Origin of the sequence: Ekhidna sp. (assembly GCF_963691765.1) — a bacterium.
GTDB lineage: Bacteria > Bacteroidota > Bacteroidia > Cytophagales > Cyclobacteriaceae > Ekhidna.
Genome location: NZ_OY829375.1, coordinates 2,675,258 through 2,690,555, shown reverse-complemented (window position 1 = coordinate 2,690,555; position 15,298 = coordinate 2,675,258). Strand labels below are relative to the sequence as shown.

At 38.1% G+C, this 15,298-nt stretch carries 19 protein-coding genes; 4 read left to right on the top strand and 15 right to left on the bottom strand.

Going from position 1 to position 15,298, the window contains the following annotated elements:
• Positions 1-2: 2 nt before the first annotated feature.
• A complete protein-coding gene (locus ACY650_RS12210) occupies positions 3-644 on the top strand; it encodes a TIGR04282 family arsenosugar biosynthesis glycosyltransferase (RefSeq protein ID WP_462247844.1) in 642 nt (213 codons plus the stop codon).
• A 16-nt stretch (positions 645-660) separates the two neighbouring features.
• On the opposite strand, the gene ACY650_RS12205 is transcribed toward ACY650_RS12210, so the two are convergent.
• The 5 genes from ACY650_RS12205 to ACY650_RS12185 form a co-directional block, all read right to left on the bottom strand.
• The gene (locus ACY650_RS12205; RefSeq protein ID WP_462247843.1) at positions 661-3,312 is read right to left on the bottom strand and encodes an FtsX-like permease family protein; all 2,652 of its coding nucleotides are present in this window, start codon (positions 3,310-3,312) and stop codon (positions 661-663) included.
• Entirely contained in the window at positions 3,309-3,644 is a 336-nt protein-coding gene (locus tag ACY650_RS12200) for a PadR family transcriptional regulator (protein WP_462247842.1), read from the bottom strand. Before ACY650_RS12200 ends, ACY650_RS12205 begins: the two co-directional genes overlap by 4 nt.
• A 77-nt stretch (positions 3,645-3,721) precedes the next feature.
• Positions 3,722-4,969: a POTRA domain-containing protein gene (locus ACY650_RS12195; protein WP_462247840.1), complete on the bottom strand. Its 1,248-nt coding sequence runs from the start codon at positions 4,967-4,969 to the stop codon at positions 3,722-3,724.
• The gene (locus ACY650_RS12190) at positions 4,966-5,823 is read right to left on the bottom strand and encodes a hypothetical protein (protein ID WP_462247839.1); all 858 of its coding nucleotides are present in this window, start codon (positions 5,821-5,823) and stop codon (positions 4,966-4,968) included. The genes ACY650_RS12195 and ACY650_RS12190 overlap by 4 nt, the downstream gene beginning before the upstream one ends.
• A 103-nt stretch (positions 5,824-5,926) precedes the next feature.
• Positions 5,927-6,607 (bottom strand): Crp/Fnr family transcriptional regulator, encoded by a 681-nt coding sequence (locus tag ACY650_RS12185; RefSeq protein WP_462247837.1) that lies wholly within the window; start codon positions 6,605-6,607, stop codon positions 5,927-5,929.
• A 75-nt stretch (positions 6,608-6,682) separates the two neighbouring features.
• On the opposite strand from ACY650_RS12185, the gene ACY650_RS12180 reads away from it, so the two are divergent.
• From ACY650_RS12180 to ACY650_RS12170, 3 genes are read left to right on the top strand one after another with little or no spacing between them, the layout of a single operon-like run.
• A complete protein-coding gene (locus ACY650_RS12180; protein WP_462247836.1) occupies positions 6,683-7,216 on the top strand; it encodes a CopD family protein in 534 nt (177 codons plus the stop codon).
• A gap of 57 nt (positions 7,217-7,273) precedes the next feature.
• Positions 7,274-7,906: an SCO family protein gene (locus ACY650_RS12175; protein ID WP_462247834.1), complete on the top strand. Its 633-nt coding sequence runs from the start codon at positions 7,274-7,276 to the stop codon at positions 7,904-7,906.
• A 9-nt stretch (positions 7,907-7,915) separates the two neighbouring features.
• Positions 7,916-8,371 carry a c-type cytochrome gene (locus ACY650_RS12170; protein ID WP_462247833.1) on the top strand — a complete coding sequence of 152 codons (456 nt, stop codon included), beginning with the start codon at positions 7,916-7,918 and terminating at the stop codon, positions 8,369-8,371.
• Positions 8,372-8,377: 6 nt separating this feature from the next.
• On the opposite strand, the gene ACY650_RS12165 is transcribed toward ACY650_RS12170, so the two are convergent.
• The 10 genes from ACY650_RS12165 to ACY650_RS12120 form a co-directional block, all read right to left on the bottom strand.
• Positions 8,378-8,956 (bottom strand): hypothetical protein, encoded by a 579-nt coding sequence (locus tag ACY650_RS12165; protein ID WP_462247832.1) that lies wholly within the window; start codon positions 8,954-8,956, stop codon positions 8,378-8,380.
• A 24-nt stretch (positions 8,957-8,980) separates the two neighbouring features.
• Positions 8,981-9,436: a hypothetical protein gene (locus ACY650_RS12160; RefSeq protein WP_462247830.1), complete on the bottom strand. Its 456-nt coding sequence runs from the start codon at positions 9,434-9,436 to the stop codon at positions 8,981-8,983.
• Between the two features lie 35 nt (positions 9,437-9,471).
• Positions 9,472-9,867, bottom strand: coding sequence for a hypothetical protein (locus tag ACY650_RS12155; RefSeq protein WP_462247829.1), 396 nt, complete (start codon positions 9,865-9,867; stop codon positions 9,472-9,474).
• A gap of 15 nt (positions 9,868-9,882) precedes the next feature.
• Positions 9,883-10,242 (bottom strand): DUF6984 family protein, encoded by a 360-nt coding sequence (locus ACY650_RS12150; RefSeq protein ID WP_462247828.1) that lies wholly within the window; start codon positions 10,240-10,242, stop codon positions 9,883-9,885.
• Positions 10,243-10,252: 10 nt separating this feature from the next.
• Positions 10,253-10,609, bottom strand: a complete 357-nt coding sequence (locus ACY650_RS12145; protein WP_462247826.1) for a hypothetical protein — start codon at positions 10,607-10,609, stop codon at positions 10,253-10,255.
• 74 nt (positions 10,610-10,683) lie between these two features.
• A complete protein-coding gene (locus ACY650_RS12140) occupies positions 10,684-11,214 on the bottom strand; it encodes a hypothetical protein (protein ID WP_462247825.1) in 531 nt (176 codons plus the stop codon).
• 4 nt (positions 11,215-11,218) lie between these two features.
• Positions 11,219-11,848, bottom strand: coding sequence for a hypothetical protein (locus tag ACY650_RS12135; RefSeq protein ID WP_462247823.1), 630 nt, complete (start codon positions 11,846-11,848; stop codon positions 11,219-11,221).
• 6 nt (positions 11,849-11,854) lie between these two features.
• Positions 11,855-12,337, bottom strand: coding sequence for a hypothetical protein (locus ACY650_RS12130; RefSeq protein ID WP_462247821.1), 483 nt, complete (start codon positions 12,335-12,337; stop codon positions 11,855-11,857).
• A gap of 277 nt (positions 12,338-12,614) precedes the next feature.
• A complete protein-coding gene (locus ACY650_RS12125) occupies positions 12,615-13,424 on the bottom strand; it encodes a hypothetical protein (protein ID WP_462247819.1) in 810 nt (269 codons plus the stop codon).
• Between the two features lie 9 nt (positions 13,425-13,433).
• Positions 13,434-15,155 (bottom strand): RHS repeat-associated core domain-containing protein, encoded by a 1,722-nt coding sequence (locus ACY650_RS12120; protein WP_462247817.1) that lies wholly within the window; start codon positions 15,153-15,155, stop codon positions 13,434-13,436.
• Positions 15,156-15,298 lie beyond the last annotated feature (143 nt).

Genomic DNA, 15,298 nt, shown 5'->3' with positions numbered 1-15,298 from the left:
TAATGAGTGATCGCTTATTGATGATTTTCGTGAAAAATCTAATTCCAGGCATGGTAAAAACACGCCTTGCGGAAGATATTGGTATTGATAAGGCCCTGGATGTGTATCAAGAACTTGTTCGTCACACCCATAAGATCACAAAAAAAATAGAGGTTAACAAGGCTGTTTATTATTCAGAATACGTCGAAATCGAAGACGTTTGGGATAATGGTGATTTTGAGCTTACCTCTCAAAAAGGGTTTACCCTTGGAGAAAAAATGTCCAATGCCTTTGATGAAGCATTTGACTCTCACAATAAAGTAATCATCATTGGCAGCGACTGCTACGACCTTTCTTCCAAGGTCATCAATACAGCTTTTGAGTTGTTAGAGGAAAACGATGTGGTCGTTGGGCCTGCAAAAGATGGAGGATACTACCTTCTTGGGATGAACGAATTCTTCCCACAACTTTTCCAAGATAAAGAGTACAGCACAGACACTGTGCTTAAAGAATTGTTGGAAGAAGCAGAAGAACTAGAGCTTTCCGTATATCAGCTCCCGACATTGAGTGACATAGATACTTTTGAAGACCTGAAAGAAACCGATATCGACTGGGAGAACCTAGGCGAAGATGCTGTCGGCGAAGATGAAGGAGAGGTTTACTAAACCCCTCCTCACACTCTTATTCATATTTTAGTGACTCAATCGGATTAGCTCCAGAAGCTTTCCATACTTTCACACCTATGGAGGCAAGTGCTATTAGGACAGAGAGTACACCTCCCAGCAGATATAGCCACCAAGAGATTTCGGTCTGATAGGCAAAATCCTTCATCCACGACCCAATTACGTAGTACGCAATAGGTGTAGAAACAAAGAAGGCAAAGCCAATGAGCAATAGAAATTCCTTGGATAAGATCGTTCCTATCTGGAAGATCGATGCTCCCAGCACTTTCCTTATCCCAAGCTCTTTGGATTTTTGAATGATGGTGAATGAGATAAGTCCAAACAGTCCCAGGCAAGAAATCATGATTGCTATGCCCGTAGCAGTGGATGCCAGCTTAGAAGCCTGACGTTCCGATTTATAAAACTGTTCGATCGTTTCATCCATAAAATAGACGGTAAGTGGATAGTCGGGATAAATTTCTGACCACTTGTCTGTAAGCTTGTCGATGGTCTGTTCTATCTGCTCACTTTTCACTTTAATCGCAAAGCATCTCATGCTATCCTCATATCGATAAAATAATGGCTCGATCTCATGATGAAGGGATCTGAAATGAAAGTCTTCGACAATACCAACTACGGTATGAATATCTGAATTGTATTCAAATGTAGCGCCTACAGCTTCTCTCGGGTCATTATAGCCTAAATCATTCATGAATCGCTCATTGATGATCAACTCGGGAAGTGTATCATTAGGAATTAAGCTTCTTCCGGCCAGTAGTTCGATATCATAAAATTTCATGTAGTTAATATCGCCTGATTTCTGATGCGCACTTGTTACCACCTCTCCATTTTCTGAATCATATTTTACGGTAGACGTGGAATAGCCATTTTGTGCTGGAGGACTCCCCTGTCGTATGTATTCACTGACTTCAGGAAGCTCATTCAAGTAATTCTCCATCACTATTGATTTCCCATACTTTTCATAAAACGGAGAGTAGAAGTACATCACTTCATCCTCCTTGAATCCCAAGTCTTTATCCAACATATAAGATATCTGCCAGGATATGGCTAATGTTCCTACTATGAGCAACTGTGAAAAAAGAAACTGGAATAGGATCAGTGCTTTCCTGATCATCGAACCACCAGGGTTCTTCGAACTAGCCCCAGGACTCAAAGCTCGTACTGGCTTGAAAGAAGAAATAACTAAAGAAGGATAGATTCCAGCAATGAATCCTACTACGAGGATTAGCGCTACAATAACCAACCAAAAAATAGGACTATCATAGTCCAATGCCACACCAGTAGGAATAAATTCTTCAAAAAAGACAAACGAATAATGAGCCAATGGAATGGCCAAAACCACAGCAAAAAACGAGATCATCATACTCTCAGTAAGAAAACGCCCGATCAGCTGTTTCTTGGGACTCCCTAGCACTTTTCTCACCCCTACTTCTTTCGACTTGTAGGATGATTGAGCCGTTTCCAGATTCACGAAGTTGAAAATTGCGATTAGCAAGATGGCAAACGCTACGCCCCCGAGGATCGTCAGTGTCTGAAGATGAGCGGCGCCTCTTGAGCTGTTAAAGATTCCTATTTCTGTATTGAAATGCATATCGCTCAAAGGCTGAAGCTCATAGTGCTGTATCCAATCAGAATCTTCTGTTTGCTCCACCACCTTTTTATCTACATCTTCCAGTTGCAGGATAATATCTACCTCACGAACGTTGTTTGAGGTCTTCACCCAAAGCTGGGATGAGCTGTTGGTATTGCCCCACTCGCCATCAAATCGATCTTTGAGCCAGGAGGCCTCAATTGTTGGAAATGAAATGATATCTGTAAATCCAAAATCCGTGTTGTATTCCGGCTGCTTGACAATTCCTGACACAGAAAGTTCCAAGGAATCTCTGTAAATGACCTTGCGATCAATCATATCCAGCCAATCCATGTTACCGAAATACTTTTGCGCCTGTGCATCAGTTAGTACCACCTTATGCGGCTCACTAAGCGCTTCGTCTTTGCTCCCTGCAAGCCACTCGTATTGGTCAATCACATCAAAATATGAGCTACCGGCAATAATAAGATCACTTTGCCTTTCAAAATCCTTTATTTCATCGCCATCTGGAACTTCCACATTGGCAGAGTACGTATGGAAATACGAAATAGCCTCAAGGCCTGAAAATGTTTCCTCAACGAAAGGTCCAATTTTTGAACTTACGCCTTTGTTAATGGATGTAAAAGAGCCACTAAAAGAAGTGAAGATTCGATAAACCCTCTCTTTCTCCGGAATCTGAGTGTTAAAGCTGAATTCAAACCGAACTATGCTAAGTATTGCTAGAAATGCACCTACGCCAATAGCTAACCCAAGTACGTTGATGCTTGCGGTCGCCTTGTTCTTCAGTAGGTTTCGCCAGGCTATGACGAGATTGTGTCTCATGAATGCGATGGAAGTGTTTACCCTGTTGTCTTTCATTTTAGTCCTTTTTAATGCGTATGATCGAAAAGTTCGAATGACGATCCACCAATAGAAAACCGACGAGAATCTTGCTCCTCGCTCTTCTACAAATTCCTGATAGACTTCATATAAATCTCCTTCTAACTCTTCCAGGCGCTCTTCTGAGCAATAGAAGCGTAGGAGTTTCAACGGAAGTTTAGGTGGTTGATGCGAACTCATCTTAGATTTTCCAATGCGATTTTTGGTATCTGATTTCTCATTCTGTTTCGGAGCTCATTGGCAGTCTCCAAAGCGATTTTACCTGACTGGGATATGGTGAAAATACGCTTGCGCTTGCCTCCCCGCTCGCTGGACATCTCTCCCATCCGCGAATTCAATAGTCCTTTTTCTTCCAAGCGATATACCGCAGCATGAACCGAACTGATACTGACCTTACGATCCGTCTGTTTGTTTAATTCACGCTGGATAGCCACACTGTATGCATTGTCATACAAGATGCCTACCGTTAGCAACACGAGCTCTTCAAACTCTCCCAGATTGGTACCTTTCATTTTCTGAAATATTAATTTCGTAAATGTAAGTATTATACTTCAAAAAAGAATTTTGGTTACAAAGCGGTTTAAAAAAATTAGAAGTATTGGCCTATTCCGAGCACAAATCCATTGATATTGGTCTGCTGTAGATTGAAGCCATAATCTACCCTGAGGATGGCATTATAGATGTTTTTATGAATAAATCGAAGTCCTCCACCGGCGAAAAGAACAAAATTATCGGGCTCACTAAAATCGGCGAAATTTCCTCCTGGATTTCTCCAAGATCCAGAATCTGAGAAGAGCACTCCTTGTATTGCCACCTTCTTTTTGTCTACAAATGAATGTCGATATTCAGCGTTTAGGATGATAGCTCCAGTCCCTCTATCCACACGATTGCCGACTCCACGAATGTTCAGATAGCTATCCAAAACAAACGGAGCAAAAGGGCTCTCTTCATTGGTACTTAGCCCTAAGCGTAGCCGAGCTCCAAAGTTGCCTTTTTCACCACTTCGCCAGAATTTCTTAACGTCATTGAAGACAATGTAAAAGGGTGGGTCGTCATCCAGTGATTGCACCGTCTGGATATTTAGTTGATTGTGCCACCCACTCTGGTAGAAGAAAAAGTAATTGACTCGATTCCAAACGAAGGTAGCTTTTCCAAGCAATTTCTTCTTGTCTACTTTTTCGGGCGCTCCTTCGAAGAACCCATTGGTAAACTTTCGATAGCTCTCCGTAAAGAAAGCTCCTCCGACTTCTACCCTGTCAGTAAAGTTGAAATGGCGAATGACGTCTGCACCTATGGTGTAGTTTCCGTACTCGTATTCCACTGTCTGGTTGTCGAAAAATAGCGGCTCTAGCGTAGCCCACTTAATGAGATTGACATTTACGCCCCAGTTGGATTGCTTGATGCGGCTAAAGGTAAGATGCGCTGCAAATGAGCTGCGATCGTAATACTGATAGTAGGTAGTAAGCTTATTGCCTCTACCACCCAGGTTCACTTCGGATGCACCCACTTGGATCCAGAAATTCTCTTCTATTCCTCCGAAACTAAATATTGGAAGGAGTGTGAATAGCTCCTGAAATTGAAAGGTAACATTGACACCAGAGCTCGTTTCTTCTATTTGAAACTTAACATCTGAAAACATCTCTAGGTTGACCAACCGTTGCTGAGTAGCAAGGAGCGCCGCGGAATCGAGCTTATCTCCTTCGCTAAAAGTCACAAATTGGTCAACGTAGGACGCCTTGGTTTTTTTTAATCCCTCATACTGAATGGAAGACACCTCCTGTGCAAAACACAGGTGGCTTAAATTAAATATGCATACAATCAGTAGGAGTCTCTTCACTTTTGGCGTATCACACGGATACCCAAATTTATCGTTTCTCCAGCACCTGCACCTTCACTTCCTAGCCAAAAATTGGTGTAAAGGAACTCTAGTTCGATGAAATTAGGTACGAGCTGGTATTTTGTTCCAATTCCGGACTGAACAAAGTATGAAAAGAATGCTGAAGCTTTTTGTACGCCATCGTTTGAATCATAATGAGTTGGGAAATACTCTGTCATACCATAAATCGTCCATCTTGAAGTAGGAAAGTAGCTATAAAAAACACTTGTCTGAGTTTGTAAAAAATTATTCTCAGCAAAAGAACCATCACCTACAAAACGGTACCAAAATGCCTGTTGGAAGAATAGCTGTGACTTATCGTTCAATGGAAGATCAAAGAATACCTGATTGAGCCATAAAGTTGCGTCGGTCTCTAAAAATTGTATTTCGCCGAAATTACCTTCAGGATTATCCGCAAGATTAAATAGTAAAGTGCTTTGCAAAGACAAACGCGGAAGACTTTTGATTGGAGCAATTTTGATTTTTGGTCCAAAACCTGTCAGCGCCGTTTGCGAAGAAATGGTATCAGCTGAATGGCTTGCATGCTTAATCCAAACATCGAAACCAACATTGATCTGATCATTTACACCATATAGAAATTGATTAATGGAAGTGAAGAAATTCTCTCGTCTTCCATTATCCTTTTTGCTACCACCGGAATCAAAAGATTTGGTCTGAGTGTATAGGTTTTGAAAACTCTTGTACTCCCAGTCGCCATTATCGAAAAGTATTGAAGGAGTATAGTTCTGTAAATTGTCCTGGGCAGATCCTACAAAAAGGGCTGCCATCAAAAATAGAAATAGAATGATCCGCATTGTCTTTTAATTTTCATCAAAGAACGTAGAATCAGCGCCAACAGAGGGTCAAATAACGGACAAATCACATATTGTGATAAATAATTTAACCCCCTGTGATGAATCAGTTCAGTTTCTCGAGATCTCTAATCAAAATTCGTCGACGATCGAAGTTGATTAGGTTCTTTTCGCGAAGCTCATTCATCACGGTTGTTACTGTTTGCCTAGAGGTTCCGGTCAACGATGCGATATCCTTGTGTGTCAAGTGATTTTTAATCATCATCTCAAATCCTACCTTTTGTCCCTTCTCCTCAGCCATCTCTTTCAAAAAGTCTACGATGCGTGTGCGTGCATCTTTGAACACCAAAGATTCGATCTTACGCTCCATCTTTCGCAGGCGAAAACCAACGATTTTTAGAATCTTAAGATTTAGCTCCTTATTGTCGACCATCAAGTTTTGCAGGTCTTCAATGGTCATGGAGCACACATGTGTATCGTTGTCCATGGCTTGGGCAAAATCCTGACGCTTCTCTTCACCTGCTAACGCCAACTCTCCAAAAACTTCACCTCTGGTCAGGATCGCTTTTACGATCTCCTTCCCATCGGGGCCATAGGTTCCGATCTTCACGCGACCGCTCGACACCATGTATATGTTTTCTGATGACTGATCTTTGAAGTAGATGAAGTCATCTTTTTTATAAACACCTGGAATATGTTTGTCTTCCAGATACGGGGTTTTTTTGGGGCATAATACTTCGAAGAGATCAGTATCTTCAAAGTACCATAAATTTCTTTCGTCACTCATGTTCTTAGGATGTCTGGATTATTGCAAATTTGCAACAACTACGATTAACAACAATTATAATCAAAAAGGTCCGAGATGGATTACTTATATCTAAAAGCTCTACATATCATTTTTGTGATTACCTGGTTTGCCGGATTGTTTTACATCGTGCGGTTATTCATCTATCATACGGAGGCTTTGGAAAAGGCCGAACCCGAGAAAAGCATCCTTTCTAACCAATTGGCAATGATGAGCAAGAAGCTCTGGTACATCATCACCTGGCCTTCTATGGTGTTAACTGTCATCTTCGGTACATCTCTTATAGTAAGCGAACCTTCATGGCTAAAAATGCCATTTATGCACGTTAAATTAGGTTTTGTATTACTGCTGATCATTTATCATTTAGGATGTCACATGATTTTTCGTCAGCTACAAGCGGGCTCTGCCCGCTTTACTTCTACTCAACTGCGTGTGTACAATGAGGTAGCCACGCTGATTCTTTTTGCAGTTGTTTTTCTAATTGTATTAAAGAATTCGCTCAGTTGGATATGGGGCACGATAGGTCTTATTAGCTTTGCAGTCGTGCTAATGATCGCTATAAAACTTTATAAAAAGTTTAGAAAAATGTGATATTTGACCTGCCACAATTTGAGCACTTAGCAGGTTGTTACAACAACTAAAAAATTAATGAAATACCTCTCTTTATTCCTTCCAGTTGTCATCTTCTTTGCCTGCAATCAGCAACCAAAAGAAGAGCGACTTCCATTCCTAGGAAACACCATTTACGAAGGCACCGATACCATCTACCATACGGTACAGGATTTCCAGCTGGTAGATCAGGATAGCAGCATCGTGACGAATGAAACCTTCTCCGACCGCATCTATGTGGCGGACTTCTTCTTCACCTCATGCCCTACGATTTGCCCGAAGATGAAAGCGCAGATGCTACGGGTATATGATAAGTATAAAGACAATGAATCATTCGGGATTCTCTCGCATACCATCGATCCGGAATATGATACCGTGGCGTTGCTCAAAGATTTTGCTGATCGACTAGGTGTGAGCTCTGACACTTGGAAATTTCTGACTGGCGACCAAGACTATATTTACGATTTGGCAGAGGGCAGCTACATCTCGCTAGCCGATGAAGATAGCAATGCTCCTGGGGGATTTGTTCATTCTGGTGCATTTTTACTGGTAGATAAAGATCGACGCATCCGAGGATTTTACGACGGAACGGTGCCGGAGCAAGTGGACGTGTTGATGTATGACATTGAAAGATTATTAAAAGAATATCAGCCAGCGGCTGAAGCCCAATAACATTTAGATATGAAGAAACTAGCCTATACCCTATTGTTCGGACTGCTTATTTCTGCTTGCGGTGGTGGAGCGGAAGAAAAGTCAGAAGAAAAATCTTCGCTAAGCTCACGAGATGAGATCCGACTGAAGCAGTACCAGGTGCAAGGAGCTAAAATCTATGCTACCTACTGTGCCAACTGCCACCAGCAAGATGGTAAAGGACTTGCTTCACTGTATCCGCCGCTTGCCGGATCGGACTACCTACTGGAAGATATGGCCAGAGCTGCATGTATCATCAAGAATGGGCAGAGCAAAGAGATCGTGGTAAATGGCGTGACCTACAACCAGATGATGCCTGGCAATCCAATTACGAACTTGGAAGTTGCTGAGGTGCTCACTTACATCGGCAATGCCTGGGGCAATGAAGCTGGACTTATTGGCGTGAAAGACGTAGATAAGTGGATTGATGCCTGTGAGGGGTATTGATTGGAGCTATCGGTTCTTACTTTCACAATACTTTTTTAAGTATGAGAAAAAGTTCTTTTGGTTTAATGAACCATCATTATTGAATAGACTATCATAATTATTTGACCGGGCCCAACTAAAAAATAGTTGCTGATTTGCAATCGAAAGCGAATCTGATATTTCTCTGTTTACTGCAGATCTCACAATCTTATTAATTTGACCATTTACAAGGTAGTATGTATCTATTCTAACTAATTTGGGAGCATCGAAACACTCTTCAATCCAATTTGACATTGTACTTGTAACATTTACTCTTCCCTCTACATTTGAATCAATAATAATAGAATCAAATTTTGTTTCCATCATTTCATAATTCATATTACCCTGCTCTAGTAAAACAAATGCATCTTCTCTTGAATAAGTACGACCTTCATGTTCAAGAACAATGTCATTACTTGAATATTTTTTCAAAGAATCAGTTCTAAACAAGAACAGATTTGAACTGACTTTATTTATGATCTCCAAGTCAGTTTCAGCTGATTTTTCATTATCACAACTGCATAATAGACACAGGTTTAGAATAAGTATGCAAAGCGAATTTTTCATTTTTATTTAGTTAGCCTCACGCAATTAATCGCAAAGGTTAAAACCCAAATTACGCTTTTCCCATATTTGATTTGATTTCTGATAACCTACTTCAAAAGTTCCTGCTTCTTTTTTCACTGAGTCTCCTTCATTCATTATCTCCCAAAAAAAACTTTTTCTCGTCTTCCTATGGACTAAATTATCATGAAGCAATATTAAAATGTCTTCTTTTCCATTTTCCGATTCAATAACTAAATATCGAACTCTACTATAAGGGTCTGCATCTTTTTTTTCGATGATTATTCCAGAAAAGCTCATAGTATTAATTTCTTCCGCTTCGTTGCATTTATTATACACTCTCACAGAACCAGGAAAATATACCGCCATACCAATGACAATAATGGCAACTATGAAAGTGATTGCTATCACTGGTTTCCAAGTTTTCTGAAGCCTTTTTTTAAAATAGTTGGCTATTTGCTTACTTAAGTTATCGTCATTCATGGTTAATTCTTCTGCTCATCCCCTCAAGCCCCTGATTAATTTTCTCTTACAATTTCTCCTACAAACGGAAGCGCAACCCAAAAGCATAGGTAAATCGAAAATATAACATACCCGAGCACAAAGAGACTTCCAAAAATGTTAGAAATAGGCTTTTCCTCTTTGAATCTTTCAAAGATTGCATTAGCTCTTTTACTGTCGAAATACCATAGATTAAATGAGATCAAAGCAACTCCAACAATAAGACCATGTACTTTACTTAAGCCTTGTCCTATTTCAGGATTGAATGAGAAATAGAGGCTAAAAAGAGAAAGAAGATTAAAAAACGTGAAATAGAATATGAGCATCGCAGATATGAAACCTGCATTTTCACTATCAATTTCAATATTGACTCTATATAATTTATAAAATAGGTAATCGTAAATATTCAACATTCTAACTAAATAGAACTAGGTGAAGTCTGATGAGGAACTAGGATATGTTTTAAGTTCATTGAAATCTGTTTTCCAAATATCCAATTCAAAAAGCATTCCTTTACCATCCAAATGGAGAGAAAAAATAACTCTTACTCCATCACTATCATCATACATCAATTCACTTACTCTCTTCCCAAATTGTCTTTTGGAGTCATTAGTATCGTTAGAAATAAGCCTTATACTTCCCATACCATCATCATTCATATCAATAGCCCTGGTGTTGAATTCCCAATTCTCAAAATTCTCTCCTGATTTAAGAATAAGTTTCTCTAGTAAGAATATTTCTTCGGTTTTAAGTTTCCTAGTTGACTGTATAAATTTCTTGCTTGTCATATGCAAAATACTAGCTGGAAGAGTTGCAGTAGCTGCTGTCGCCAAAAAATACTCCTAATCCATAAGCTAAGGACAAAATTCCTAGAGAAAGATTCAGACCATAAATGATAGCAGATAATAAAAATAATGCTCCATTCGCTACAAAAAAGATAGAAACAGGCTTGAAAACTACCCTTAAGCTTAAGGAAACCCAATTCAAAATTTTCTTAGTTACCAGATAGATAAATATGAATACAATGACGGAAACGATGACTAATGAAAAAGTGTCATAGCTTATTATCGCTACTTCATATGGCTTAAAGAGAGATAATATTCCTGGCAATGAGAGAATAAAGTAGACTAAGATTCTTTTATTGATATTTTTCACTCTTACATATTAATAAGGCTATTAGAATTTAGTCCTTAGCGGACACGAGCAAAATGCTCGCGCCAGCTTAGGAATTAATCTTCTGAATACTCGGAGTAAATATTAAAGTCATTCAATATTTTCTTCTCCTCTTCACTTTCTGATAAATATTTACGATCTAGTGAACTCTCCCATTTAATTAGTTTATCATCAAAAAAATAATATTCATTTACTATTAGCTGGAATTTGGAAGAGTCAAAACTCTCGCTCTCTTTAGATACGGAATAAGACTTTAAAATCTTTTTTACAAAAATTAATTTATCTTCTAATACATAGTAGTTTGACGAAAGATTTGATTGCTGGGCATCAAAAGAAACAGTAATTTTTTTAAATTCTCCATTTGATTTGTACTTAACTAAATCAACTACCGCTATATTTTTTAAGCTAAAAGCCTCTTGAACTTTTCTGTCCGAGTCATAATACAAATCAGCATCATCAAAAGTCTCAGAATCAAAGCTATTAATTGAATCAATAGCTTCAACCTTTTCTTTGATGCAGTCAATATTTTTGCATTGTTGATGTTTAAAACTCTGAAGATTTAATATAAGTAATAAAAGTAGACGCATGATATCAGTCTGATTTTTGATCGCAATAAGTCTTTAACGAAGAGAAGAAAATATCCTCATTAATTGATCCATTTGAATTATGTATTTTGTGATCATTTAATTCCGCCCAATCGAAAAAATCAATTTGATGAGATATCATAATTGAATCTGCTATTTCCTGATTAACAACAGATTGTTCAATTTTAAAAATCCTGTTATCGTTTAAATGATATGAATCAATACATACATAATTTGAATTTCCTAAACACTCACCCACCCAATTAATTAAGTCATATTTTACCTTAATTACATTCTCAGATACTTGAATGTATTCTATTGAATTAAATCGAGTTCCTTCATTTTTTTGCCTATCTAAATTTTCTTCTAAGAATCTAAATACAAATGGAGACTTAATCTGTTTATTTTCATAAACAAGAACTAAATCTTCTGCCGAATATTTAACCAAAGAGTCAATCTTAAAGTCAAAAAGGTTTTTATTCACGCATTCAATAATATCAAGTTCCTCGTTATCATCAGTGGTTTTACAACTTGTTGCAACCAACAGTAAGAGCAAAAAGGCTATCCTAAGACTTTTATTTATTATGGAAATTGACATGCTCAAATCTCCTGAACCAATCAATTTCTTAACTACCATCTGAGCTCATTCTCCAAAGACTATATCAGTAACAAAAAACTCCTCTCCATTTGGGAATAAAACAGATCTTTTCTTATTGTTTAATGAATCTTTAGACTTTCTAATCATTACACTTTTTATAGATCTGCCTTCAGTATCAAAAACTAAAGCCTTTCTTTTTATTATGCATTTTTCAGCAAGCACCTTCAAGTAATCAACTTCCTTAACATTTCTTAAATAATGAGCTACATAGCTACCATCTTCAAATTCCAATTCATTCTTTATATATTCAATTGGATCGATTTGATATTTTTTGTTATTGAAAAATCTAAGGAACGATTTTTTTGAGATAACAACGCTACCTAATTGTAACTCAATGCGTATATAGGGTTTTTCTATTTTCTCAAAAGTATCTTCCAAAAAGATTGTTTTATCCTTTACTGATTCATAGACCTGACCATATCCTTTAAAAATGGAAGCAATAAAAAGAAGAAAAATAATAGCTCTCATATTTCAAAAATCAGGTTGAGCACTGATTGTATCGTCTTAGATGAAAAGCGCTTGGTTCTTAGATAGTTTTCGAAGGTCATCTGCTAGCATGTATTTACCAGCAATAATAGCAGAATGATTTTAAAGCCGTCTAAGCAATTTTATCCCTTGCCAAATACCTATTTACCCTTGTTTTCTTATTTAAAAACGCTCTTTAATCATGCTTAAACTACAAAAGTGACATTCTGTAATGTGACCCTATTCTGTTAAATGACCTAATTTATTTCCATAGTAAAGATTAATCAAGTTCCTCTAGATATCTACTGCTCATCCATCCAAAATAATTTCCATTTTTTTCCTTAAACAACGAGTTAGTACACTCACTCGCATTAATAGAAACAAACCACCACAATCTTCCTGTTTCGTCCTCTTGGCTTGCTAAAGCATACCCAGTAGCACCATCAGAATACTCTGCTAATACATTGCCAAAAAGAGAACTTGCTTTAGAGCCTTCGTTTATTATTTCAGGAGAAGAGCGTAAATAGTATTTAGGGTTCTTTACTGTGAATCTCTTTTTGAAAGTAATAGGTGGCTGAAAAGTATTCCTCGTTATTGAGTAAACATCTATCAGATAGAAATCACCATCAATAAACTGAAACTTTGAGACATTTTTTACCCCTAAGCAATCAAAACAGTCATCATTTTTCATCACTACTATCTCTAAAACTGGGCTATCCAAATCTAAAAATTGTACTTCTAAAAGCTTGCCAGTTGTTTCAAACTCCTTGTCGAATTGCCCTGACATTCCCTTCATATAAATAATGATAGAAGGATTTTCAGCTCCTGCATATCCTGTATAGATAAAATCCAAACCTCTATCACCATTGATATCCAAAAAATGGAAATTTTCTAAGTTTTGCTCAAGTGACTTGTTGTCTTCAAGATACCAAAACAAGTCACCTTCTATACCCCTTAAGCTTTCTCTCTTTTGATCTTTGGAAAGCTTTAATTCAATCAAGTCCCATTGGGCCTTACTACCTAAATCAACTACCTGCGCAGATACAGTTATCTCAAATAAAATGAATACAATGAACAAATAATATTTCATATCATAAAGTTAAGACTGATTCTTTTTCTCTTCTCTCTCCTTCTTGCGTCTTTCTCTTTCCTTTTGCTTCTTCTCTCTTCTCTTCTGCTTAATTTCAGCTGTTGCTGTGGCCCTTGCAAGAGCGTTACTAGCTCTAGTTAACCACTCGGTTAAAGTTTCATCTTCTTTTCTTTCAATTTTCTCAGGCCTAAACTCCGTAACTGGCCTAAAAAAGCCTTTCCACCCCCAATGTTCTGTAAAGTAAGTAAGCGATTTAACTTCAGTAACTGTTCCATAATCTGTTCCTTTTGCATGGGTAATTTCTACTTCAATTATGTTTCCATTATCATCAGTTTTTACTCCAGTTACAACACCAGTATGTCCTTTACCTTCATCTTCATCTCTCCATAAGAAAACATCTCCTGCTTCGGGACTATTACTTTTAACCCATTTTTCTGAGTTCGCAAATTCAGTAGTTAAACTTGCCGTATTACCTCCAGTATTTTCAACAAGTCCATCTGATTCCAAAACTCTATAAACAAATTCAGAACAATCCAAATGTTTCAATCCTGCACCCATTGTAGTAATCTCAGTTCGCTGTCGAAAAGTTGAGTTTACTCCAGTTTCCATAGAGTAAGGAATATTCCATGACGCTATTGTTCTTGCCATTTTAACCCTATCTCCAGGTCCTTGACCTTGCCAATCTTCAAATCGAATTGGATTGTTCAAGGCATATTGATATGGTGTATAACTCTGAAATATCATTGCTAAAGGATCAATTGTTTCGAATCTAGCTATAGCTGGTTCATATAATCTATCACCAAAATCATTCCAACCTATAATATCATCCTTTTCTTTTCCATTGAACCCATACCTCTGCTCTGCACTCGCCACCCTCACACTTTCATTAAACGTCAGCCCAAAAGGATAGTAATCCTGCGTAGAAACAACATTCGTCTTGGAATGGGTCACCTTAAAATCATCAAAATAAATATTAATAGCTTCTTGATTTTCATTACTCAAGTAAGCAAGGATGTAGCCTTCCTGCTCAGCTATGATGTCATTGATCTCCAATACTTCATAGGTATTTGGACCCGAAGTATGACCTGCAGTACTGACCTGCTGAAAGCCTGCTTTCACATACTTCATCTCCTTATCAAAGAAAATATAATTCAAGAACCCTCGAGGAGCAGATTCAACATCTTTGCCAGTCATATGACTACTACTCAGCGCATCGCTGAAATCTGTTGATGTGGATTGCACACCCTCAACCCCACCAAAGGCACCATCAAAGGAATTAAACAGTGCGTTGTAACCGATGCTCAAAAACGTATTTCCTGCCTGAGCATCTGTATAACTGGCATTGACACTAAGATCTATTGTGTCTCCTTTGTTCATAGACAACAAAATCATTGAGCTAGTAACACCACTGCCCAACGCATCCACTCGATCATTGCTAGCATACGGTGTTGTGGTGTTTCTATTGGAAAGACTGATATCATGCAAGTCTTGAAAATCGCTATCACCAGTACTTTCATAATCTTCAAATATGACATACTCCTCAGGCGTAGTACTAAAGGTCAATCTCACATTCCCTAAATGATCCTTGAGGTGGTATTGATAGTCGTAAGATCCCTCACTTTCGTTCGGGATGACACGGCCTTCTTCATGTTGAATCAATGATAAGGACCTACTGCCTCCAGATTCGGTTTCATATATAAATTCACCAACATAGTCAGTCACTTTTACCACAGTTCCAGCTTTGTAAACCGACTGTTGCAGCTTGATACCCGCGGCATTAGACTCTAAGCGTGTTTTAGCATGTATAAAGTGATTTTCTTTTTCTATATGCTCAAATGCAGCAGAGGATTTCTACTCTATTGTGTAGCAGGTTA

Excerpts from the sequence above, each read along its gene's own strand:
- ACY650_RS12165 (WP_462247832.1), bottom strand. The coding sequence starts at position 8,956 with ATGAAAAATTCGCTTTGCATACTTATTCTAAACCTGTGTCTATTATGC.
- ACY650_RS12185 (WP_462247837.1), bottom strand. The coding sequence starts at position 6,607 with ATGAGTGACGAAAGAAATTTATGGTACTTTGAAGATACTGATCTCTTC.
- ACY650_RS12155 (WP_462247829.1), bottom strand. The coding sequence starts at position 9,867 with ATGTTGAATATTTACGATTACCTATTTTATAAATTATATAGAGTCAAT.
- ACY650_RS12200 (WP_462247842.1), bottom strand. The coding sequence starts at position 3,644 with ATGAAAGGTACCAATCTGGGAGAGTTTGAAGAGCTCGTGTTGCTAACG.
- ACY650_RS12150 (WP_462247828.1), bottom strand. The coding sequence starts at position 10,242 with ATGACAAGCAAGAAATTTATACAGTCAACTAGGAAACTTAAAACCGAA.
- ACY650_RS12180 (WP_462247836.1), top strand. The coding sequence starts at position 6,683 with ATGGATTACTTATATCTAAAAGCTCTACATATCATTTTTGTGATTACC.
- ACY650_RS12210 (WP_462247844.1), top strand. The coding sequence starts at position 3 with ATGAGTGATCGCTTATTGATGATTTTCGTGAAAAATCTAATTCCAGGC.
- ACY650_RS12170 (WP_462247833.1), top strand. The coding sequence starts at position 7,916 with ATGAAGAAACTAGCCTATACCCTATTGTTCGGACTGCTTATTTCTGCT.
- ACY650_RS12205 (WP_462247843.1), bottom strand. The coding sequence starts at position 3,312 with ATGAGTTCGCATCAACCACCTAAACTTCCGTTGAAACTCCTACGCTTC.
- ACY650_RS12140 (WP_462247825.1), bottom strand. The coding sequence starts at position 11,214 with ATGCGTCTACTTTTATTACTTATATTAAATCTTCAGAGTTTTAAACAT.
- ACY650_RS12125 (WP_462247819.1), bottom strand. The coding sequence starts at position 13,424 with ATGAAATATTATTTGTTCATTGTATTCATTTTATTTGAGATAACTGTA.
- ACY650_RS12135 (WP_462247823.1), bottom strand. The coding sequence starts at position 11,848 with ATGGTAGTTAAGAAATTGATTGGTTCAGGAGATTTGAGCATGTCAATT.
- ACY650_RS12130 (WP_462247821.1), bottom strand. The coding sequence starts at position 12,337 with ATGAGAGCTATTATTTTTCTTCTTTTTATTGCTTCCATTTTTAAAGGA.
- ACY650_RS12190 (WP_462247839.1), bottom strand. The coding sequence starts at position 5,823 with ATGCGGATCATTCTATTTCTATTTTTGATGGCAGCCCTTTTTGTAGGA.
- ACY650_RS12160 (WP_462247830.1), bottom strand. The coding sequence starts at position 9,436 with ATGAATGACGATAACTTAAGTAAGCAAATAGCCAACTATTTTAAAAAA.
- ACY650_RS12175 (WP_462247834.1), top strand. The coding sequence starts at position 7,274 with ATGAAATACCTCTCTTTATTCCTTCCAGTTGTCATCTTCTTTGCCTGC.